The sequence below is a fragment of the Sphingobacterium sp. LZ11T8 genome (assembly GCF_024261425.1).
Taxonomy (GTDB): Bacteria; Bacteroidota; Bacteroidia; order Sphingobacteriales; family Sphingobacteriaceae; genus Sphingobacterium.
The window spans coordinates 440,193-460,264 of sequence record NZ_JANBZY010000004.1 but is presented as its reverse complement, the minus strand read 5'-3'; the positions used below and the strand labels follow the sequence as shown (position 1 = coordinate 460,264).

Annotated in this window: 18 protein-coding genes and 1 pseudogene; 10 read left to right on the top strand and 9 right to left on the bottom strand. The window is 40.3% G+C overall.

Annotated features, from left to right (window positions below; genetic code table 11):
• Nucleotides 1–1,299: a conjugal transfer protein MobB gene (gene mobB, locus NLF99_RS12505; RefSeq protein ID WP_254528659.1), complete on the top strand. Its 1,299-nt coding sequence runs from the start codon at nucleotides 1–3 to the stop codon at nucleotides 1,297–1,299.
• 104 nt (nucleotides 1,300–1,403) lie between these two features.
• Here mobB and NLF99_RS12500 read toward each other — a convergent pair whose 3' ends face one another.
• Complete coding sequence (locus NLF99_RS12500) at nucleotides 1,404–2,174, bottom strand: aminoglycoside 6-adenylyltransferase (RefSeq protein ID WP_254528639.1); 771 nt, start codon at nucleotides 2,172–2,174, stop codon at nucleotides 1,404–1,406.
• Nucleotides 2,175–2,459: 285 nt separating this feature from the next.
• Between NLF99_RS12500 and mobC the strand changes: the two genes are divergently transcribed.
• From mobC to NLF99_RS12475, 5 genes are all read left to right on the top strand, one after another.
• On the top strand, nucleotides 2,460–4,457 hold the full coding sequence (gene mobC / locus NLF99_RS12495) for a conjugal transfer protein MobC (RefSeq protein WP_254528637.1): 1,998 nt from the start codon (nucleotides 2,460–2,462) through the stop codon (nucleotides 4,455–4,457).
• Nucleotides 4,458–4,508: 51 nt separating this feature from the next.
• On the top strand, nucleotides 4,509–5,096 hold the full coding sequence (locus NLF99_RS12490) for a TetR/AcrR family transcriptional regulator (RefSeq protein ID WP_254528635.1): 588 nt from the start codon (nucleotides 4,509–4,511) through the stop codon (nucleotides 5,094–5,096).
• A 51-nt stretch (nucleotides 5,097–5,147) separates the two neighbouring features.
• The gene (locus tag NLF99_RS12485) at nucleotides 5,148–7,208 is read left to right on the top strand and encodes a UvrD-helicase domain-containing protein (protein WP_254528633.1); all 2,061 of its coding nucleotides are present in this window, start codon (nucleotides 5,148–5,150) and stop codon (nucleotides 7,206–7,208) included.
• Between the two features lie 55 nt (nucleotides 7,209–7,263).
• Nucleotides 7,264–8,100: an RteC domain-containing protein gene (locus NLF99_RS12480; RefSeq protein ID WP_254528631.1), complete on the top strand. Its 837-nt coding sequence runs from the start codon at nucleotides 7,264–7,266 to the stop codon at nucleotides 8,098–8,100.
• 92 nt (nucleotides 8,101–8,192) lie between these two features.
• On the top strand, nucleotides 8,193–8,525 hold the full coding sequence (locus tag NLF99_RS12475) for a hypothetical protein (RefSeq protein ID WP_254528629.1): 333 nt from the start codon (nucleotides 8,193–8,195) through the stop codon (nucleotides 8,523–8,525).
• Between the two features lie 164 nt (nucleotides 8,526–8,689).
• On the opposite strand, the gene NLF99_RS12470 is transcribed toward NLF99_RS12475, so the two are convergent.
• The 6 genes from NLF99_RS12470 to NLF99_RS12445 all read right to left on the bottom strand — a co-directional run bounded on the left by NLF99_RS12470 (nucleotide 8,690) and on the right by NLF99_RS12445 (nucleotide 15,715).
• Complete coding sequence (locus NLF99_RS12470) at nucleotides 8,690–10,774, bottom strand: type IA DNA topoisomerase (RefSeq protein ID WP_254528627.1); 2,085 nt, start codon at nucleotides 10,772–10,774, stop codon at nucleotides 8,690–8,692.
• Nucleotides 10,775–10,878: 104 nt separating this feature from the next.
• Nucleotides 10,879–12,321: a DUF4099 domain-containing protein gene (locus tag NLF99_RS12465; RefSeq protein WP_185211623.1), complete on the bottom strand. Its 1,443-nt coding sequence runs from the start codon at nucleotides 12,319–12,321 to the stop codon at nucleotides 10,879–10,881.
• Nucleotides 12,322–12,408: 87 nt separating this feature from the next.
• Nucleotides 12,409–12,717, bottom strand: coding sequence for a helix-turn-helix domain-containing protein (locus NLF99_RS12460; RefSeq protein ID WP_013632691.1), 309 nt, complete (start codon nucleotides 12,715–12,717; stop codon nucleotides 12,409–12,411).
• Between the two features lie 459 nt (nucleotides 12,718–13,176).
• Nucleotides 13,177–14,025: an RteC domain-containing protein gene (locus NLF99_RS12455; protein WP_149914627.1), complete on the bottom strand. Its 849-nt coding sequence runs from the start codon at nucleotides 14,023–14,025 to the stop codon at nucleotides 13,177–13,179.
• Between the two features lie 246 nt (nucleotides 14,026–14,271).
• Nucleotides 14,272–14,907, bottom strand: a complete 636-nt coding sequence (gene catB / locus NLF99_RS12450) for a type B chloramphenicol O-acetyltransferase (RefSeq protein WP_149914637.1) — start codon at nucleotides 14,905–14,907, stop codon at nucleotides 14,272–14,274.
• A 577-nt stretch (nucleotides 14,908–15,484) separates the two neighbouring features.
• Nucleotides 15,485–15,715 (bottom strand): hypothetical protein, encoded by a 231-nt coding sequence (locus tag NLF99_RS12445; RefSeq protein ID WP_254528625.1) that lies wholly within the window; start codon nucleotides 15,713–15,715, stop codon nucleotides 15,485–15,487.
• Nucleotides 15,716–15,768: 53 nt separating this feature from the next.
• Here NLF99_RS12445 and NLF99_RS19725 point away from each other — a divergent pair.
• The 4 genes and pseudogenes from NLF99_RS19725 to NLF99_RS12425 all read left to right on the top strand — a co-directional run.
• Nucleotides 15,769–15,903: pseudogene (locus NLF99_RS19725) on the top strand (DUF1348 family protein); the annotation flags it as partial.
• Nucleotides 15,904–15,936: 33 nt separating this feature from the next.
• Nucleotides 15,937–16,521 carry a Crp/Fnr family transcriptional regulator gene (locus NLF99_RS12435; RefSeq protein WP_185211622.1) on the top strand — a complete coding sequence of 195 codons (585 nt, stop codon included), beginning with the start codon at nucleotides 15,937–15,939 and terminating at the stop codon, nucleotides 16,519–16,521.
• A 62-nt stretch (nucleotides 16,522–16,583) separates the two neighbouring features.
• Nucleotides 16,584–17,699 (top strand): tRNA-dihydrouridine synthase, encoded by a 1,116-nt coding sequence (locus NLF99_RS12430; RefSeq protein WP_254528623.1) that lies wholly within the window; start codon nucleotides 16,584–16,586, stop codon nucleotides 17,697–17,699.
• 117 nt (nucleotides 17,700–17,816) lie between these two features.
• The gene (locus NLF99_RS12425; RefSeq protein WP_254528621.1) at nucleotides 17,817–18,224 is read left to right on the top strand and encodes a RidA family protein; all 408 of its coding nucleotides are present in this window, start codon (nucleotides 17,817–17,819) and stop codon (nucleotides 18,222–18,224) included.
• A 299-nt stretch (nucleotides 18,225–18,523) separates the two neighbouring features.
• On the opposite strand, the gene NLF99_RS12420 is transcribed toward NLF99_RS12425, so the two are convergent.
• On the bottom strand, nucleotides 18,524–18,997 hold the full coding sequence (locus NLF99_RS12420) for a cyclophilin-like fold protein (protein ID WP_254528619.1): 474 nt from the start codon (nucleotides 18,995–18,997) through the stop codon (nucleotides 18,524–18,526).
• Between the two features lie 10 nt (nucleotides 18,998–19,007).
• A complete protein-coding gene (locus NLF99_RS12415) occupies nucleotides 19,008–20,060 on the bottom strand; it encodes an alpha/beta hydrolase (RefSeq protein ID WP_254528618.1) in 1,053 nt (350 codons plus the stop codon).
• Between the last annotated feature and the right edge of the window lie 12 nt (nucleotides 20,061–20,072).

The window sequence follows — 20,072 nt, the reverse complement described above, 5'->3', positions numbered from 1 at the left end:
ATGATAGCAAAGATTGGAAAGGGTGAGAATTTGTACGGTGCTATTTCCTATAACCAAAAGAAGATTGACAGCGAAAACGGACAGGTTCTGTTGTTGAACAGAATGCCCGAAACGTTGGATAATACCTTTTCGACCGCTTACCTGCACCAGTGTTTTGAGCCGTATCTGTCCGCAAATATCAAAACAGAAAAGCCAGTGCGCCACATATCGCTGAACCCTGATCCTGCGGATAGGGTCAGCGATGGGCAGTTCGTAAAAATGGCGCAGGAGTATATGGAGCGCATGGGTTATGGCAACCAGCCTTATATCGTTTTTAAGCATACCGATATTGAGCGCACCCATATCCACATCGTAACGGTCTGTGTGGGTTTGGACGGAAAGAAGCTACCGGACAGTTACGACCATCCACGTTCGATGGCAATCTGTCGGGATTTGGAACAAACGTACAATCTTATACCTGCAACGGAAAAACAGCGCACCGGAAATGAGCAGGTATTCCGTCCGGTGGATTACAGAGCCGGAGACGTTAAGAGCCAAATTGCTTCGGTGCTGCGACACCTGCCGAAGTATTACGGGTACGCAAGCCTCGGCGCATACAATGCCTTGCTTTCGCTTTTCAATATTATGGCAGAGGAAGTCAAAGGGGAATTGCACGGACAGCCCAAAAACGGGCTTGTCTATTTTGCGCTGAACGAACAGGGAGAAAAAGCGAGCAATCCTTTTAAAGCATCGCTTTTCGGTAAACAGGCAGGACTGGACGAACTGCAAAACCTGTTTGCACAGGCTAAGGAGAAAATGAAAGCCGACCCCACAAGAGCCGTACTCAAAAGCACCATTGAAGTAGCGATGCACACCGCCACTAATGAAGCCGATTTTAAAAAGCAACTGTTGGAGCAGGGCATCAATACCGTGGTACGGCGCAACGATGAGGGGCGTATCTATGGTATGACTTTTATCGACCACGAAAGCCGTACCGTTTGGAACGGTTCAGCTTTAGGTAAAAACCTTTCGGCGAATGTCTTTAATGATTGGTGGAACGGGCAGGCGGTCGGGCAACGCCAAGAAGCTGAAAAAACATCCGCACAAAACCAGTCATCGACCACAGGCAACACCGTAGAGAAAGAGGAAGCCCATGCACTTTTTAACTTCCTTAACAAAGAACAGCCAACCGATGATTTATGGATAGACGGATTGGGTGGTCTATTGCCGGAAACACAGGGCGAAGACTACGAGGAACAGGCATTTGCCAACCGCATGAAGAAAAAGAAGAAACGCAGAAGGCATGGAAGACAACAATAGCTTTGAATGAAACGTTTAACAGAGTGGATGGGTAAACCGCATTTGTAGGAATAGATTACAAGCAATAAACATTTCCCAACCACATAAAGAAATAGAAAATCAGCTTATTCAATCCTATTTAGTAGTCGTTTTAGGTCTGTCTTAACACCTAATTCTTCAAACAGCTTTTTTGATAAGTTAAATGAATTTTGGAAAGCTACTTTTAAATTGCCAGTGTCCAAATCAGATGTTGTCAATCTAAATTCTGAATACCAATCTTTGTCAATATCTTTCTCTAAACTTTTTGTCGGACTTTCCCAATGGTGGGTTTGATTTGTTGCTATTCGGATTAACCAAAGTAAATACTTTTGCACGTTTGACAGGCTTTGGTAAGCGTGAGCGTATTCCTTTCTTTTAATCAAGTTACTTGTTGTCAACAATACATTCAGTAATGATTGGCTTAAAAATAAGATATTTTCATTTGTAGTTCTGTCGGGCAATTTTGTTTTTATTTGATTAAGTGTTTCAGTCAAAAGACCGTCTTTGTCAATTAAGTTCATTTGGTCAAAATCACTGAACGATACAAAGCCCTCCCACGATTTTATGACGTCAATCTCATTTATTGTTAAAAAATGAAATTCGCCTCTAATCAGGTTCTCAAAAATTGCGACTTCACTGCCATATTCATTCGTAAAGTATAACGTTGTCGAATAAATCTTGTTTACCCACTTTTCGGCAGAAAAATTTTCTTTGCTTTTCAGAAAAATATAAAACTCGATATCAGAATATTGGTCGCCCTCGTTTTTGGTAAACGACCCATACATTAAAACTGCGGAAACATTTTCGTCCTGTTGAGCGATTGATTTGGTCGTATCAATCATTTGTAACTGTGTCATTGTACTAAATTTAAAGTTTTGCATGCATTTCTTCATCACTTTGTATAAGTGATGAATTGTCAACTCCATTTTTGAACGGTTACTTACAGCTTCATTGGATTAAATATTTTAGTTTTTGTTAGGAACAAAGTTACAAAAAATTGCTCTTGATATTCAATAGCGAGTTTTACCTTTTCGGCTTCTACTATACTCAGCCAAACTAAGCCTTCAAAAGCCATCCGTCCCGCCTTTGAATAAGTGCTTTTAAATAGCCTCTAAATTCCCTACATCACTAATTTTTTTGTTATGCAGGGAGAAGACGATTTGAGAGGATTAGCCAAAATAATGGCTTTTATGCGTGCCGTAAGTATTCTTTTGGTACTGATGCACTTTTATTGGTTCTGTTACGGGTTCTTTGCCGAACATGGGTGGACACTGGAAATTATAGGTAAGATACTTACCAATTTCAACCGAACCGCAGGGCTTTTTGAACACACCCTTTACACCAAGATTTTTGCGCTGATATTATTGGCGTTAAGCTGTCTCGGCACTAAAGGCGTAAAGAATGAAAAGATAACGTGGGGCAAGATTTACACCGCCTTAGTTATCGGCTTTGTACTGTTCTTTCTGAACACGCCATTGTTAAAGCTGTCGGCACGGGTTGCTACATCGCTTTACATCCTTACAACGAGTTTGGGTTATATAGCCTTGCTCATGGCAGGGGTATGGATGAGCCGACTACTCCGAAACAATCTGATGGACGATGTTTTCAATAATGAAAACGAGAGTTTCCAACAGGAACCCCGTCTGATAGAAAATGAATATTCGGTCAATCTTCCTACAAAGTTTTTTTACAAGGGCAAGTGGAATGACGGTTGGATTAATGTCGTCAACCCTTTTCGAGCCTCGATTGTACTTGGTACTCCCGGCTCGGGAAAATCCTACGCCATCGTAAACAACTACATCAAGCAACACATCGAAAAGGGGTTTGCGATGTATATCTATGATTTCAAGTTTGACGACCTCTCCACGATTGCCTACAACCATTTGCTGAAACACTCCGATAAGTATAAGGTAAAGCCGAAATTTTATGTTATCAATTTTGACGACCCACGACGAAGCCACCGATGCAATCCGCTAAGCCCTGCCTTTATGACGGATATATCCGATGCTTACGAAGCCTCTTACACCATCATGTTAAACCTCAACAGGTCGTGGATTTTGAAGCAAGGGGATTTTTTCGTGGAAAGCCCAATTATATTGCTTGCTTCAATCATTTGGTTTCTGAAAATCTATGAAGACGGAAAGTATTGCACGTTTCCCCATGCTATTGAATTGCTGAATAAAAAATATGCAGACGTTTTTACGATACTCACCTCATACCCCGAACTCGAAAACTATCTGTCGGCTTTCATGGATGCGTGGCAGGGCGGAGCGCAAGACCAGTTGCAGGGGCAGATAGCATCGGCAAAAATCCCATTGTCACGGATGATTTCGCCACAGCTTTATTGGGTGATGACGGGGGATGATTTTTCATTGGACATCAACAACCCCCAAGAGCCAAAAATCTTGTGCGTGGGTAATAATCCCGACCGTCAAAATATCTATTCGTCCGCTTTGGGATTGTACAATTCGAGGATTGTAAAACTTATCAATAAGAAAGGACAGCTTCAAAGTTCCATTATCATAGATGAGTTGCCCACAATTTATTTTAGGGGTTTGGATTTTATCAGTACGGCACGTTCAAATCGGATTTCGTCACTTTTTGGCATCCAAGACTATTCGCAGTTAACGAGGGATTACGGCGATAAAGAAAGTAAAGTTATACAAAACTTGGTCGGTAATATCTTTAGCGGACAGGTCGTTGGAGAGACAGCAAAAACACTTTCTGAACGGTTTGGAAAGGTATTGCAGAAACGTCAGAGCATCACCATTAACCGCAATGATAAATCCACTTCCATATCTACCCAATTGGACACCCTTATACCTGCATCCAAAATATCTACCTTGACACAGGGAATGTTCGTGGGGTCTGTTTCAGACAATTTTGATGAGCGTATAGAGCAGAAAATATTTCATGCTGAAATCGTGGTGGATAACGAAAAGATTTCTGCCGAAACCAAAGCCTACAAAAAGATACCGCAGATATTATCCTTTACCGATGAAAACGGCAACGACAATATGAAACAGGTCATTGAAGCCAATTACAGGCAGGTTAAAACGGACGTTATGCAAATTGTGGAGAACGAAGTGGAGCGTATCAAGAACGACCCCGATTTACAGCACTTGATACAGGAGGGGTAAAAAATAAGAAAAACCTTAATAAATGAGCGACTATTTTTTTATATTTGCAAAATGAGGCAGAGAGATGAAAATAAGGCAGAACTAATCAAAAAAAAAGCCATAGAAATGATTGTGAAACAGGGGCTTGAAGGGTTTGGCGTAAATAAGCTTGCAAAAGAGGCGAGGTTATCCGTTGGTACAATCTATGTTTATTTCAAGAATAAAGAAGCTATCTTAACTACGTTATGTAATGAGGTTAGTGCCAATATATTGGCATCAAGCATAAAGGGGCTCTCATCTGATATGGGATTTGCCGAAGGGATAAAATTACAATGGAAAAACCGTTATTACTTTTACAAGTTATATCCGGAACAAGTGGCTTTTATTGAAAAAGTACGGTATTCGGATATATATTTATCCGTTACAGAGAACCTGAACAAGAGGTATGGCAAGCTATTGGGGGCATTTATAGACAAAGCCGTTGAAGATGGGCAATTGGCGAAAATGCCTTTTGAAGTATATTGGGCATTAGCATTTTCACCATTATATCAGCTTATTAATTTCGGTATGAATAACACCACTACATCAAGCAAATTTCAACTTACAGAAGCAAAACTTGAATTTACGTTGAAGCAGGTTCTGCAAGGATTGAAACCATAATATTTTTTTAACCATTAAATGAGCGATTACTCATTTATAAACAATAACCATATGATGAACATAAAAACAGAACAGGACGAACAAAAGCGTTTACAGGAGGTGAAAACAGCTATTTCCGACAAAATGAAAAATATTCGGCATCGTGTACAAAAAAGCTCAGATGAAATGGTTGAATACAAAGAGTATTTACGGGAAAATAAAGATGAGAAAGCGATATTATATCAGTCACTCTCTAATACCGCCACCAGCGGAGAAGCATCCGTGGCATTACTGAAACAGTTGAACCGACTACACCGTAGTCCGTATTTTGGTAGAATTGATTTTCAGCCTACTATCACAGACACCGAGGAAATTGTATATATAGGCATCTGCAACTTCATAGACGAAGAAAGCAAAACAAACTTAATATTCGACTGGCGAGCACCTATCAGCAGTATGTTTTACGACTTTGAAAAAGGGAATGCTTTTTATGAAGCACCATCAGGTACGGTATCGGGCAATATAAATTTAAAGCGCCAATATAAAATTAGAAATGGGGAAATGGAATTTATGCTGGATACTTCCGCACATATTTATGATGAACTGTTGCAAAAAGAGCTTAGCTTAAAGGCTGATGAAAAAATGAAAAGTATCATCGCTACTATTCAGAAAGACCAGAATGCAATCATCAGAAATGAAAGCTCAAATACTCTCATCATACAAGGTGTCGCAGGTTCAGGAAAAACATCTATAGCGTTGCACCGTGTAGCTTTTATGCTATATAGGTTTAGGGACACAATTACATCGACTAATATTTTGATACTTTCTCCTAACAAAGTTTTTTCCGATTATATATCGAATGTCCTTCCCGAACTCGGAGAGGAAAACATACCGGAGAAAACAGTAATCGAGCTAATAAATGAATTTTTGGAATATCAATATGTTGTACAAAGTCTGTTTTTGCAGGTTTCGTTGTTATTGAATACAGAAAATAAATCTTTTGCGGAAAGGGTAAATTTCAAATCATCGGAAGCTTTCGTGAAAAAATTGGACGAATATATTGCTTATCTGAATAGTAATTATTTCACAGCAAAGGACATTAAAATAGGAAAATATGTTATCCCACAGGATATTGTCGATAAAGAATATCGCTCGCTCTTCAGACTATCATTATTAAAGCGTATCAAAGAAATGGAAAACCGGCTTGCTCACCATCTTTTTTACAAACACCGCTATGAGGTTTCGTCCAAAGATAAAGCGGAGCTAAGAAAAGCCATTAATAATATGTCAGGAAGCAAAACCATAAAAATCCTTTACAAGGATTTTTATGTTTGGCTCGGCAGAAAAGATTTATTAAAATCTATTATCAATAAAGGTATTGAGTATTTAGACGCTTTTGGTTTGGCATACTTAAAGATGCACATTGACAGCTACAATACGGATAGACAGGTAAAACATTTGGTAATTGACGAAATGCAGGATTATGCACCAATTCAATTTGCGGTTATAAAAAAGATGTTCAATTGCAAAATAACCTTGCTTGGCGACATAAATCAATCGCTTAATCCGCAGAGCCAAACAAATCTGAACAGTCTTCAAAAATCTTTCCCGCAATCGCAATTAATGACATTGAACAAGAGTTACCGTTCTACTTTTGAAATCATTAATTTTACGCAACGGATTGCTTTTAATGAAGATATTATACCTATAGAAAGACACGGAAAGTCACCTATAGTTTATAATGAAAAAGACATTGCATCTGAAAAAGAGCGGATAATAGCCTTGACTACTCAATTTTTAAAAGATAAAACATTCCATTCTTTAGCCATTATTTGTAAAACGGAAAAGGAAGCAGAGGATGTCACACGCACACTGGACGATGCGCAGATAAAGGCACAATACCTTTCCTCTGAAAGCACGAGATTTACCGATGGTATTATTATAACGAGTACCCAGCTTGCTAAAGGTCTTGAATTTGATATGGTAATTATACCATTTGTCAACAACGCAAATTATAAAAATAATATAGACCGAAATATGCTATATATAGCCTGTACACGAGCGATGCAAGAGTTGATATTAACACACAGCGACCAAGTTTCTGATTTTATAAAAGAGACAACTAAAGAATAATTGACGACTACATCTAACAAACAACACAGGTCCCATTAAGATTTGAAACAATCGGATGCATAAATTTTACAATGACACGCTGTATAAACTCGACACTGCAATCAATGAATTGGAGATAGAGGTTGACTGCCCCCCACAACGTGTGGAGGCAATAATACATTTGATTGTAAATTGTCTATCTAAAGTAAGGGAATACGTCTTAAAACATGGCTTTAAGAACATTGACGAAGAAATTCGCTTTTTCAAATATCAGAAACCCGTTATCCTATCAAAACTCATTTATTACAATGCCGTTTACAAAATCGAGACAAAGAAACCCTATGGTGCAAAGCCCATAAGGAAATACCTCAACAAAGAACTGAAAAAGCTAAAGAGGTTCTTTGACAACAACCTCGATTTTTACAAGTATTACCGTAGCAATAACTCGTTCCTTGACGAGAAATATTTCGTTCGGGGCAAGCATGATATAAAGCTGTGGTTGGACACATACTATTTCCAGTCCGACCAGTCCTTTTCCACCTCGCATGATTACAAGGTCGCCAAGATAATAGCCAACGATTTGATACAGGTCTACATCGAAGACCAGTTATATCACAAGTTCCAAAAGAATAAATCGAAAGCCCAAAAGAGGCTGAAATGGACAGGTAGCAAAGTAGCATTGATAGAACTGATTTATGCCCTGCATTACCAAAATGTGTTTGACAACGGGAACAACGACATAAGAGTGGTCGCTCAATATTTTGAAAGTGCCTTTGGCATTGACTTGGGAAATTTCTATCAGACCTATTTGGAGTTGAGAAACCGGAAGATGAACCGTACAAAATTCCTTGATGCACTTCGGGAAGAACTGATACGGAGAATGGACGAAATGGACGAAAGACAATCGTTTTAAAAATCAATATTTTTCAATATTTTAGTTGAGAATAAAAACGTTAACATTATAAAATCTACGTCATAACAATTTAGCTTTAAACTAATAAAATAATGGAATTCTCATACGCACGAGGAAAAATTGGAGTAGCTGTCGAAGACCTTGCTACAGGAATAGGAAATATTAAAGAAAGAATACTGGACGCTTATGTTGGAGGATTTCATACCCTTGGACGTGATGACTTTCCCGAAGAACTTAAAGAGTATTGGGATAAGATTTATGAAGTACTGACCAAAGAAGAACCTACGTACAACGAAAAGGGAGAAGCTGTAAAAGGAAGTGCAGAGAATAGTTTATCAAAAATTTCAAATGACGATGCAGTAGAGCTTGCGAGGTCAATCTGTTATTTGGATGCAAAATTACAAGATGGTGATTTGAGTATTTAATTTTATTTGGGCGTGCCACCGTCTGCATTTTACCCCCATGCCCAGGCTATCGAAAAAATGCAGACGGGTCGGGCTATCCGCTGTATCTTTTGCGGATCTGCGAGGACCGCAAAAGGATGTCGCTTCTATCCCTCACGCTGTATGCAGTCAAAAAAACAAAACATTTATTTCCTTTTGGGTTTCCTGTTTTCAAACTCAAAGGAGGTTTCGGCTTTATCGTTCATGACGATATAGGCATTGAATTTATTGCCCGAATTGCTTTTCATTCCTTTGATAAGGTTGGTCTTTCCTTTGGTCACAAGGCTTTCTATATCGGAAAGGCTCAACGGCACTCCGCACACGCTACGGAATTGAAGCCAACCACAAGCCTCATCGGGGCATTTTACAACCTTGTTCCAAATCAATAGCTGACGGCTATTGCATTTGGGGCAGGTCAGTTCCGGTTGTTTTTCATTGGCAATGCCCGTGTCCAAAAGTTCCCGTGTAATGGAAGTGGCATAGGCTTCCATTTCACGGTGAAAAGTACCTGCATCCGCCTCGTTGTTTTTAATTTTCTGCAATGCCATTTCCCATTCGGCGGTCATGGCTACATCGGCAATCTTTTTGTCCTGTACTGCCCCGTAAACCTGCAATCCCTTATCGGTAGGGATAAGGGATTTCTTTTCACGCCTGATGTAATCCCTTTTAAAGAGCGTTTCTATAATGGAGGCTCTTGTGGCAGGTGTACCGATGCCGATGTCTTTTAGGGCTTTCCGTTCGTCCTCGTTGTCAATTTCCTTTCCGGCATTTTCCATTGCAGACAACAGACCTGCCTCGGTGTAAAGCACAGGCGGTTTGGTTTTCTTTTCCAGTACGGATGCCTCTTTGATTTTCAGCTCATCGCCGACCTTTAATTCCGGCAGTTCCTGCACAGGCTCGCTGTCCTCATCTGTAAATTTTTCCTTGATGCCACGCCAACCGGCTTCGAGGATTTTACATCCTTTCAGTGTAAAATCATAATGAAAAGCCTGCAATCCGATGTCGGTTATTTCTTTTGTACAGGCAGACGAAAGGGCTTCCAGTAGGCGGTGCGCAATCATATCATAGATAACATTTTCGTGTGCTGTTAATTCAGACGGGATTTTTTCGGTAATCAGCAGACCGTGGTGGTCTGTGACCTTTACGTCATTCACGATGCGTTTGTTGAAACGCCCCCATTTCACTTTTCCGACCGCTTTTTTACAGGAAGCCCGTGCTTCCAAATTCCTTACCAGTGCAGGGATTTCCGACCACATATCTTCGGGGATGTACTTGCTCCCTGTACGGGGATAGGTGATAAACTTCTTTTCATACAGGCTTTGGGCAATGTTCAATGTTTCCTCGGCGGTATAGAAAGCCCTTTTGTTTGCTTCTTTCTGCAATCCCGTAAGGTCGAACAGTAAAGGCGGTTGCTCCGAAACCGTTTTGGTTTCCACTGCCGTAACGGTTGCTGTTCCGTTACGCTGAATAGATTTCAGCGTATCGTCAGCGAGTTTTTTGTCATCCCATTTGGTCTTGGAAAGGCTCTTAAAGTCCACAAATTCTTTCCGGTGTTCCAACTGGATTTGAAAGTATTTCTTGACGGCAAAGTCTTTGTTTTCCAAATACCGCTTACAGATAAGGGCAAGCGTTGGCGTTTGTACTCTACCAAGCGAGTAAACGCCACGCCCTGCCGAAATGCTCAACGCCTGCGAGGCATTGATGCCCACAAGCCAATCGGCTTTGCTCCGCCCTTGTCCGGCACGGTACAGCCCGTCAAATTCGCTTCCGGCTTTTAGGTTGTCAAAACCCTGTTTAATCGCCTTTTCCGTGAGCGAGCTTATCCATAGGCGTTCAAAGGGTTTCCGGCACTTTAGGTATTCATAGATGTACCTAAATATGAGTTCCCCCTCACGTCCGGCATCGGTGGCCACGATAATACTATCGCATCTGCCGATGACCTGTTCGATAATCTTTAACTGTTTTAAGGCTCCGCTATCGGGAACATAACTTTTGTCCTTTTTTACCTTGCGTACCGTAAGGATAAAAGGGTCGGGCAATATGGGCAGGACTTCCCTTTGGAAGCCCGATACCCCGTAATCTTCGGGCATCGCCAGTCCGACCAAATGCCCCAATGCCCACGTAACTTCGTATCCGTTCCCTGTTAGGTAGCCATCCCGTTTTTCGGTCGCTCCCAACAGGGTAGCTATTTCTCTCGCCACACTTGGCTTTTCTGCAATGATTGCTTTCATGATACTATCTCTTTTAATGGATTTTGTGGTGAACATTTCTCTTTGAGAAACCCCTTCGTATTCTGTGAAAGGTGATTTCCAAAGGAAAATGTTTTTTGATGGTATTATCTTTTTACCCCTCTGGATTTAGCCGGACGGTTGGGGTCATTCTGCCGTTGCTGTTGCGTTTTGTTTTTCGGCGTTTGTTGCTCCGGTTTCAGCGGTTCGTTGACTTGCTTGGTTGCTTCGTTGGTTTTCCCATTGGAGTTTACGGCAACCTGTGTTTTGTGCGCCTCGGCAGGCTGTGCCTTATTTTTCAGCGCATTGGGGTTCTTAAAACTGAAATCAAAATTTCCTGTTTCTTTGTTCAGCGTAACGTAGCCTTTATACGGCTGTCCTTGCCCATCTTTGAAATCCGAAATGTAGAGTGTCTTGCCCTCGTTGAGTTGCTTGTACTGTTCATCGGAGAACACTTTGTTGCGGAACATTTTCGGGTCGTTTTCCTGTGTCTGCTTGGGGGCTTTATCGCCAAAAAGAAACTCCGTATATTTTTTGTCGGCGTTGAACTGCACATGGGCATTTTTGTTCGTACTGTTCTTAAAATCCAACCCCTCTAAATAAATGGCTTTCCCATCTTTTAAATCCCGTTTTTGGTCTTCGGTCAACTTTACGCCCTTAATCTCATCGGGTACTTTAATCCTGTCCTGCCGGAATGCAATAACCTCATTCGTTAGGTGGGCAATACTGATAATGGACGGTATCTTTTCGCCTGTCTTGCGGTTGGTCAATTCCACCACACGCCCCATGTTTCCGGTTTTGAGCAGGTTTTCCCTGTCCTCTTTGGTAAACTCGTGACCAAAGAAAGGGGCTTTAAGGTTGGGTTCATGGCGTACACCATACATTATAAGTACAGGTTTCCCGTCTTCACCGTCTTGGAAACCGAGCCTTGCATCCGAGCGCATGATAACCGCACCGAAATTGACACTTGTGGGATATACCTTATTGGTCTTATAGCCCTTTAACAGCAAATCCAATTGCCCGTCTTTTTCAAGCCTCTCTTTGTTTATCCCAAATTGCGCTAAATAATTCCAGTCCACATCTTCCGCCTTATAGCGGTATTCGCTTTTTTCCGGTGCTTGCTGTGTTTCCGGTGTCGCCTGTGGTGCTTCCACATCCTTTTTGGTTTCCTGTTGTTGCTCTTTTGGCTCTTTGACCTCATGCTTTGCCATGACAGCCTCGCCCTCTTTGGTGGGGGCATTGACCTGTTTCTGCATTTCTTTGGCGGTTTCGACCGCTTCCTTTGCAGGTACTTTGAAAAATGAGAAATGGGTCGGGTCTTTAAGCTGTCGCCAAAAGTTGGAGAAGAAATTTGTAAATAAATCTCCGGCTCTGTCCACTCGCATAAATTGGCTTTGGTTTTTCTTGGTGGCATCAACGGTTTTCAGATTGCCGTTTTCGTCAATACCCGTGACGGCTTGGATTTTCTTTTTTTCCTTGTCCATTACCAACAGCACATCCGAAAGCTGTTCGGGATATTGCTGTGGATTTTCATTTGTCTGTTTGCTCATGATATTGATTTTTTAAAGTTTACATTGTCCGAAAGTAGGTGAAGCAGGTACGGCATAGCCGTACCCGTCTTTTCGTGGTAGGGTTTGTCATCGGTTTTCTTTTGTACGCCGTATGGGGGCTTTGAAACTTTCCCTGATGAACTGGTGTACATCCGATAATTTGTAGTACAGCTTTCCGCTAATGGTATAATACGGTAGCTTGCCCGTGGAGCGGTATCGTTGCAGGGAACGGTGGCTGATTTTCAGCATGAGGAGCAGGTCTTGGTTATCTAGTAATTCCTCGCCGTCTATGCTGTGCCGTTCTTTCTTGATGTTTAGGACGTACTCTTTCAAAATATCGAAACGCTCCATTATACGTTCCATCCATGCGATAAATTCCATTCTGTCGATGTTCATAACAATACTTTTTAATGATTTCTAACACCACAAAATTGGAGCGATTGGCGCAGGCTGTCTTCCGATATGTGTCTATCAAAAAGGCACTTTTTTCATTTTTTTACAATTCGTGTAAAGTGCTGTCTTTAGTCTCTTTTCGCACTTTTGGTCTATAGGTCGGCATCCAAATCAATGGATTTGCCGATAGACACATATAGGCAAACGGACAAAAAAAAGACAACACCGATTGAGAGGGCACTGAAAAACTATCCATTAAAAAAGGGCTTATGAATTTTTATGTTCATAAGCCCTTATCTTTTGTCTATTTGAATGCTTCTATATTTTAAGTCGCAAATACTCGATTCTCAAAGGGTTTAACACATGGTTTTCAAGCATTTTGAAACCTCTAAATTTTTAAGAAGACTTTTTCAGTGCCCTCCCGATTGATGCTGTCCTTTTTCCGAAAAAAGAAGATGAGAATTATGGGTTATCTTCCTTTTCCATATATTCCTCTAAGCTGTATTTGAGTTGGTCTAAAAACAACGTCCGTGAGCCTGCACGGGTCTTCATCCGGTGGAAGCTGTTATGGATGTCGTTCAGTGATATACGGAACAGGATTTGGAATACCATGCTGATTTTGCGGATGCCTATTTTCCCGTGCGAAATGGCATCGCAGGCGTATAGTGCATAAATCAATTCGATAAGGGCATTTTTAGATTGTGTCCAAAAAACATCTTTTGTTTCCTCGTGTTGTTTCAATACATCGGGATTTTGTTCGGGGCTTAGCTTTGTCGTCAGATAATTATAGATTAATTCGTTGGCGATGATTTTCGCCACCTTGTAATCAAAATAGGTTGAAAATTTGGGGTCTATTTCGAATACGAAGCTGTTCAGCCCGTCATAATAGTTAATGTTTCCCAACGTGAAATAGTGCCCGTCACGGTCGGCTCTGCCGGAGCGGTAATACCTGTAAAATTCGGAATTGCAGATATGCTCTTGATATTCCTGTTTTAAGTCACGCAATTGCAGAGCGAAATAGTTTTGGTGCAGTTTTCCATTATCGACAGGGCAAGCCGTCTCAATCCGGTACACCTTATTGTAATAGATAAGTTTTCCGAGGATGTTCGGCTTGACCTGTTTAAAAAAATGGATTTCCTCGTCCTTACTGGAAAAGCCCTCGTTTATCACGTCCTCTTTGACGGCACATAATAATTCTTGGAGGTAAACCGTCATCTTATATGCCTCGTCAATGAAACTGGAGGTTTCGGCTGATAGCTTCCTTTCTTGCTTTTGAATTTCAGCCACGATGTTGTTCAAAGGATGTCTCATAGATAAGGTTTTTAAATGTACACTATGACTATCTACATACAAATATTATCCTTTACAATGAGTTTGGCACAGGACACATGTCGAAGTCATGAGGAGTTTTATTGTCATTGAAAGAGGGTAGATGTTTGATAGAGAGAAAGTAAATAAATAACTTTCTGATATTTAATGTTTAAATATAGATTCACAGTGTACATTTTGATAAATAACAAGTGAGTTTTAGGCTCTTCACATGAAGAGCCTAAAGATTTAATGAACTATATGTTTGTGATAAAATTCATATAGTAATTCTATATTATCAGAACAAATTATAGGAATAGCTTCTGACAATTTTTCTTCATCCCAATCCCACCATTTGATTTCTAAGAGCATTTTGATGTGCTGTTCACAAAATCGTGATTTGATTGTCTTTGATGGGTTTCCACCAATAATCGTATAAGGGGCAACGTCTTTAGTGACCACTGACCGACTGCCAATTACGGCCCCATCACCGATTTTCACTCCTGGCATGATTATTACCTCGGTTCCAATCCAAACATCATTGCCAATCACTGTATCGCCGGCGTTTTCAAATCCATCAATTGCTTTATTGAAGATTTCCACCTCTGGCATATAAAAAAATGGGAAACTGGATATCCAACTGTGTCTATGCCCTTGATTTCCCGCCATAATAAAGCTAACACCACTTCCAAGGGAACAAAATGAACCTATGACCAATTTATCAACGTCATCTCTATCTGGAAATAAATAGCGAGCGCAGTCATCAAAAGAATGTCCATGATAATAACCTGAATAATAAGAATATTTCCCAGCAGAGATATTAGGATTGGTTATGTGGTCTTTAATAATTTTGCCTTTAAAAGGGCTTTCAAAAAAATTAATCATTTTAGCATATTTTAAAAATTTAACAAATAAAATCCATTGACATTCTGTGAGTGCCATGGAAAAAACATTTATTTGTTATATGCTAATCAGATTTCTTCATGGGGCAAATATATAAAATTGAAACTGAATAAAAGGAGTTTTAATGTATTTTTACCATATTAAACACCCTCATTCTTTTTTAAAAGAAATATTTTTGAAGTATTTTTTAGCCTTGGATTGAATTTTTTTAAATTACATCATCTTTTCACCCTCACTATCTTTTTTGAGTTTTTAGACTGTTTAGGCTGATAAACCTTTTCCAAAAATTTATCAGATTGATAAGGACTGTTTTTTAATTGATTTAAACGCCTCAAATCTTCCAAAAAAGAGTTCGAGTTTTGTACCAATGGGTTCACAAAAAAAGCCTCACAGAAATGTGAGGCTTTTTTTGTGCCCGCTTGGGATTCGAATAATTGCATGTTCCGGGAAGGGCTGTGGGCATGGCGGACATGCACCGTAGGCATCAATTTTGGTTCGATCCGGAGAAGGTTCAGGGTAAGTGTCTGGGGATTTTGGGGCTGAACCACTCCCAGCGGGATCAGACCAAGAGAATCTCCAAGGCATTGTGCCCGCTTGGGATTCGAATAATTGCATGTTCCGGGAAGGGCTGTGGGCATGGCGGACATGCACCGAAGGCATCATTTATGGTTCGATCCGGAGAAGGTTCAGGGTAAGTGTCTGGGGATTGTGGGGCTGAACCACTCCCAGCGGGATCAGACCAAGAGAATCTCCAAGGCATTGTGCCCGCTCGGGATTCGAATAATTGCATGTTCCAGATTGGGCTGAGGTTATGGCGGACATGCACCGCAGGCAGCATTTAAGGTTCGATCCAGAGAAGGAAAATGGTTCAGAGCCTACGGTAATGAAAATTGGAAGTTTGACGAAAACGGTTTGATGAAGAAACGATATGCAAGTATCAATGACCTCGAAATAAAGGAGCCAGACAGGTCTTTATAATTACTATATTGTAAACGAAAAAGGAATGCTTATATGGCCGAAAATGCTTTATTGAAAAACATCTCAAAATATGTAAATCTTACGCAAGATGAAATTTCAACTTTCGAAAGTTTTTGGACAGAGAAAACACTGAAAAAGGGAGACTATCTCTTGCGTAATGGCGACACCTGTCGTTACGATAGTTATGTCGTTTCGGGAGCAATGAAAGCATTTTATATCAATGCTGACAATGGCAATGAAGAAATCCTGTTTTTCGCTGTTGACGATTGGTGGGCATCTGATTTAGATAGCTTTTCCAAGCAGAAGCCATCCATATACAACATACAAGCCATAGAAAAAACGACCGTTTTACAGATCAGCCATTATTCCTTTCAGCAGTTACTGGCTCAACTTCCCTGTTTGGAGCGGTACTTTCGCATAATATTGGAAAGTTATTTGGGGGCATTGCAAAAGAGAATTATCTATAACAACGTATACGATGTCGAGAGCAGGTATTATGACTTTTTGGAAAACTACCCAACCATAGCATCCAAAGTACCCCAATATCTGATTGCATCCTATTTGGGTGTGTCGGCAGAATTTATCAGCCGTATCAAGAAAAAACATAAACCGTCTTGACCTAGATCAATTTTTCCTAATTCAATTACCGTGAATTTTGCTTCATAAAAATTAAGAAGCAAATGAAACATCATCCTATTTTTCAGAATGCCAATATATGGCAAAGAGATTTGATTAACCGGACGGTAGTCGCACCCATGTCCCGTGTGAGTGCTACCGCTGATGGCTTGGCTACAGATGAAATGCTGGACTATTATTCCGCATTTGCAATTGGAGGATTTGCGGTTATCATTACCGAAGGCATTTACACCGATGTATACGGTAGCCAGAGTTACAACAATCAGCCTGCACTTGTAAATGATGCGCAAAGCGCTTCATGGGAAAAGGTAACCCGTGCTGTCCATCAATCGCCCACTCTTATATTTGCCCAATTGATGCATGCAGGTGCTTTATCGCAATATAGCGAATGCACCTTAGCCCCGTCTGCCTTAAAACCTGTAGGCATAAAGATGGCTTCCTTTGCTGGCGAGGGAACATTTCCAATCCCTAAAGAAATGGACTCGACGGATATTGAAAGAATGAAACAGGGTTTTATCGACGGAGCTGTAAACGCTTATAAGGCAGGCTTTGACGGCGTAGAAATTCACGGGGCAAATGGTTACCTGTTAGATCAGTTCTTCACACCGGAACTGAACCTCCGTAACGACCATTATGGCGGCACTATGCAGAACCGTTTCCGTGTTATTGCTGAAATTATCGCTGGCATAAAGGCATCCGTACCGCAGGGTTTCATTGTCGGTCTACGGGTTTCAGAGGGTAAAGTAAATGACCTTACCTACCGCTGGGTTGACGGTATTGAAACTGCCAAAGAACTGGCAGAAGAAATAAAGGCGAGCCAGCCCGATTTTGTGCACGTAGCGGTACAGACGGGCGAATGGGAACGGGACAGCTTTTTTGGAGACGGATCATCATTGGCATCTGTTATCCGGCAGGCAACGGGCATTCCTGTAATCGCCAACGGAGGTTTCCATAATCTTGATAAAGCGGAAGTTGCCTTGAAGGACAACCACGCAACGCTAATCGCTATCGGAAAAGCAGCTTTAGCTGACCCCCATTGGGTGATGAAAACAATGAACGGATTGCCCCTGATTCCTTTTCACCGTGAAATGCTATGTCCGGAGGCAACCCTTAGCCATACCCGGAAAATCATCAAGGAATTAAATCTTGAAAATGGTTAGAAAAGGATAGATGAAAATGAACAGATAATTGATAACTAGCACTTTAATTTCTGTACAGACCTTCTCAGGAAACACGTTTATACAAGTTAACACATCTATAAATCAAATAAATAAAAAATGAAAATTTCACAAATTAAAATTACGCCGGACGCATATGAACCATTCCGTCTGGCACAGGGACACCGTGTAGGTGATTTATTGTTTATTTCGGGACAGACCGCTATTGGCAAGGATGGAAATCTGATCGGCATAGGCGACTTTGATGCCCAGGCACAAATGGCTTTTGAAAACCTGGACAAGGTATTGAAAGCCGGAGGTTCAAGTTTGAAGAACGTGGTTAAGGTCACTATCATGCTCCGGGATATGCAGAACTTTGAGAAGATTGTCGAATTGAGGGGCAAATACTTTACTCCCCCTTATCCGGCAGATACTATTTTTGAAGTATCCTCATTGTTTTCACCGGATGCATTGATTGAGATTGAAGCCATTGCTGTGGCTGATGTTGAGGCAGATTGGGTAAAGTAATACGAAAATAAAATCCGTCAAAATAAGGAGTGGATAATGTAGTATCTATTCCTTATTTATTATAGACATTTATATACAACGATATATAAATAACCACAGCTTTTCAAGTAAATAAAAAGAAGTTGTCAGACTGATAAATTTAAACCCGTCTTGCCTTCCTGCATCCTTGTCCTCTGTCTATTTGGGCAGACGTATGGCTTGAACATATCCTGGCTCGGCTGTTAGCCTACATAAACACTCAGAAACTTTCAGTTTTAATAACAGAGAAAAATCTTGAATTTGGTATTCACAATTCGACTTTAATCTTCTATTTTGTTAATAGTTATAGTTACATTTCCAGAACCCAATGCAGTTGCCAAACCTGTTGTATCATCTATTTTTCCTAACCGTGTATAGCTATAAGAAGTGGAAAAGGTTTTGTAAAAAAGCACCAGAGTTTTTGAACCGTACAACATTAAATCACCACTGTTTATTGCTTGAGGATTAGATGAATTTGTTGGAAGGCTATTTGGTAAATCAAAATACTTTTCATTGTTGTTCAATTCTACCATATTAATTGTCAGAGGCAACATTTCCTTAAATGCCTTTGCCGAATTATTATCCAAAAGTGTAGCTGTAAAGATTAGTGAATTGACTGTTATTTTGATTTTACCGTTTACCATAGAAGTTGTGTTTTCTGTATTAGTATTATTTTCATCTTCTTTGCCACAAGATGAAGCATTACTTATAAAAATTGACATAAAAGCCAAAATGAGTATCAATGAATGTTTCATAATATTGCTGTTATTTCAAATGTTTTTTAAAGAATGTTTCCAATTTATCAAACGGAATAACATCAACCCTATCGTACAAATCTACGTGAACGGCATTAGGAATAATCATCAACTCTTTCGGTTCAGAAGCGTTCTTATAAATGTCTTCGCTGAAATAACGTGAGTGTGCATTTTCTCCTGCAATCAATAGCATTGGTCTTGGCGAAATTTCTTTGAGATAGGTCAAAATCGGCATATTCATAAATGATAGTGGGGTGGTAATTGTCCAGGCATTGCCTGAATTTACCGAACGTTCGTGATAGCCTCTTGGTGTCATATAATAATCGTGATACTCGATTTGAAACTGTGATTCTCCACCACTTAATTTATTATACGCAGGTTGATAGGCAGGAATGCCATTTTCAGCATCTTTCCAACGTTGTTCACCTAATTGTTCTAATGCTTTTGTACGATCATTCAAGGTGACCACGTCATTATAACCTTTTGACATTACCCTTGTCATATCGTACATACTTGTTGTGGCTACAGCTTTTATACGTTTGTCAATGGCAGTAGCGTTCAAGGAAAATCCACCCCATCCACATATACCAATTATCCCGATTTTGTTTCGGTCAATATTTTTCTGAATACCGAGAAAATCAACTGCTGAACTGAAATCTTCCGTACTAATGTCAGGCGATGCAACATTACGAGGTTCGCCAGCGCTTTCGCCTGTATAAGAAGGGTCGAAAGCTAATGCTACAAATCCACGTTCTGCCATTTGATTGGCATACAATCCTGATGATTGCTCTTTTACAGCTCCAAAAGGTCCGCTTATAGCCAAGGCAGGTAAAGGTTCGTTTTCTGCATTTTTAGGAATATACAAATCGCCAGTCAATGTAATTCCATACCGGTTTTTGAAAGTAACTTTTTGGCGGGTTACTTTGTCACTCAACTCAAAAGTATAATGGTCTGTTTTTATAGTATCAATCATATTCGCTGAATTTTCTTTATTAATATTAGCATTGCAGGGCAGACCTAAAAACATAAGGATCGCAACTACTAAACTTGATAATGTTTTCATTTTCTTTCTGCT

What these genes read in the sequence shown, in the direction of transcription:
- NLF99_RS12485 (WP_254528633.1), top strand. Translation starts at nt 5,148, where the DNA reads ATGATGAACATAAAAACAGAACAGGACGAACAAAAGCGTTTACAGGAG.
- NLF99_RS12420 (WP_254528619.1), bottom strand. Translation starts at nt 18,997, where the DNA reads ATGAAACATTCATTGATACTCATTTTGGCTTTTATGTCAATTTTTATA.
- NLF99_RS12500 (WP_254528639.1), bottom strand. Translation starts at nt 2,174, where the DNA reads ATGACACAGTTACAAATGATTGATACGACCAAATCAATCGCTCAACAG.
- mobC (WP_254528637.1), top strand. Translation starts at nt 2,460, where the DNA reads ATGCAGGGAGAAGACGATTTGAGAGGATTAGCCAAAATAATGGCTTTT.
- mobB (WP_254528659.1), top strand. Translation starts at nt 1, where the DNA reads ATGATAGCAAAGATTGGAAAGGGTGAGAATTTGTACGGTGCTATTTCC.
- NLF99_RS12445 (WP_254528625.1), bottom strand. Translation starts at nt 15,715, where the DNA reads ATGCAATTATTCGAATCCCGAGCGGGCACAATGCCTTGGAGATTCTCT.
- NLF99_RS12460 (WP_013632691.1), bottom strand. Translation starts at nt 12,717, where the DNA reads ATGAACATCGACAGAATGGAATTTATCGCATGGATGGAACGTATAATG.
- NLF99_RS12435 (WP_185211622.1), top strand. Translation starts at nt 15,937, where the DNA reads ATGGCCGAAAATGCTTTATTGAAAAACATCTCAAAATATGTAAATCTT.
- NLF99_RS12430 (WP_254528623.1), top strand. Translation starts at nt 16,584, where the DNA reads ATGAAACATCATCCTATTTTTCAGAATGCCAATATATGGCAAAGAGAT.
- NLF99_RS12455 (WP_149914627.1), bottom strand. Translation starts at nt 14,025, where the DNA reads ATGAGACATCCTTTGAACAACATCGTGGCTGAAATTCAAAAGCAAGAA.
- NLF99_RS12415 (WP_254528618.1), bottom strand. Translation starts at nt 20,060, where the DNA reads ATGAAAACATTATCAAGTTTAGTAGTTGCGATCCTTATGTTTTTAGGT.
- catB (WP_149914637.1), bottom strand. Translation starts at nt 14,907, where the DNA reads ATGATTAATTTTTTTGAAAGCCCTTTTAAAGGCAAAATTATTAAAGAC.
- NLF99_RS12470 (WP_254528627.1), bottom strand. Translation starts at nt 10,774, where the DNA reads ATGAAAGCAATCATTGCAGAAAAGCCAAGTGTGGCGAGAGAAATAGCT.
- NLF99_RS12475 (WP_254528629.1), top strand. Translation starts at nt 8,193, where the DNA reads ATGGAATTCTCATACGCACGAGGAAAAATTGGAGTAGCTGTCGAAGAC.
- NLF99_RS12425 (WP_254528621.1), top strand. Translation starts at nt 17,817, where the DNA reads ATGAAAATTTCACAAATTAAAATTACGCCGGACGCATATGAACCATTC.
- NLF99_RS12490 (WP_254528635.1), top strand. Translation starts at nt 4,509, where the DNA reads ATGAGGCAGAGAGATGAAAATAAGGCAGAACTAATCAAAAAAAAAGCC.
- NLF99_RS12480 (WP_254528631.1), top strand. Translation starts at nt 7,264, where the DNA reads ATGCATAAATTTTACAATGACACGCTGTATAAACTCGACACTGCAATC.
- NLF99_RS12465 (WP_185211623.1), bottom strand. Translation starts at nt 12,321, where the DNA reads ATGAGCAAACAGACAAATGAAAATCCACAGCAATATCCCGAACAGCTT.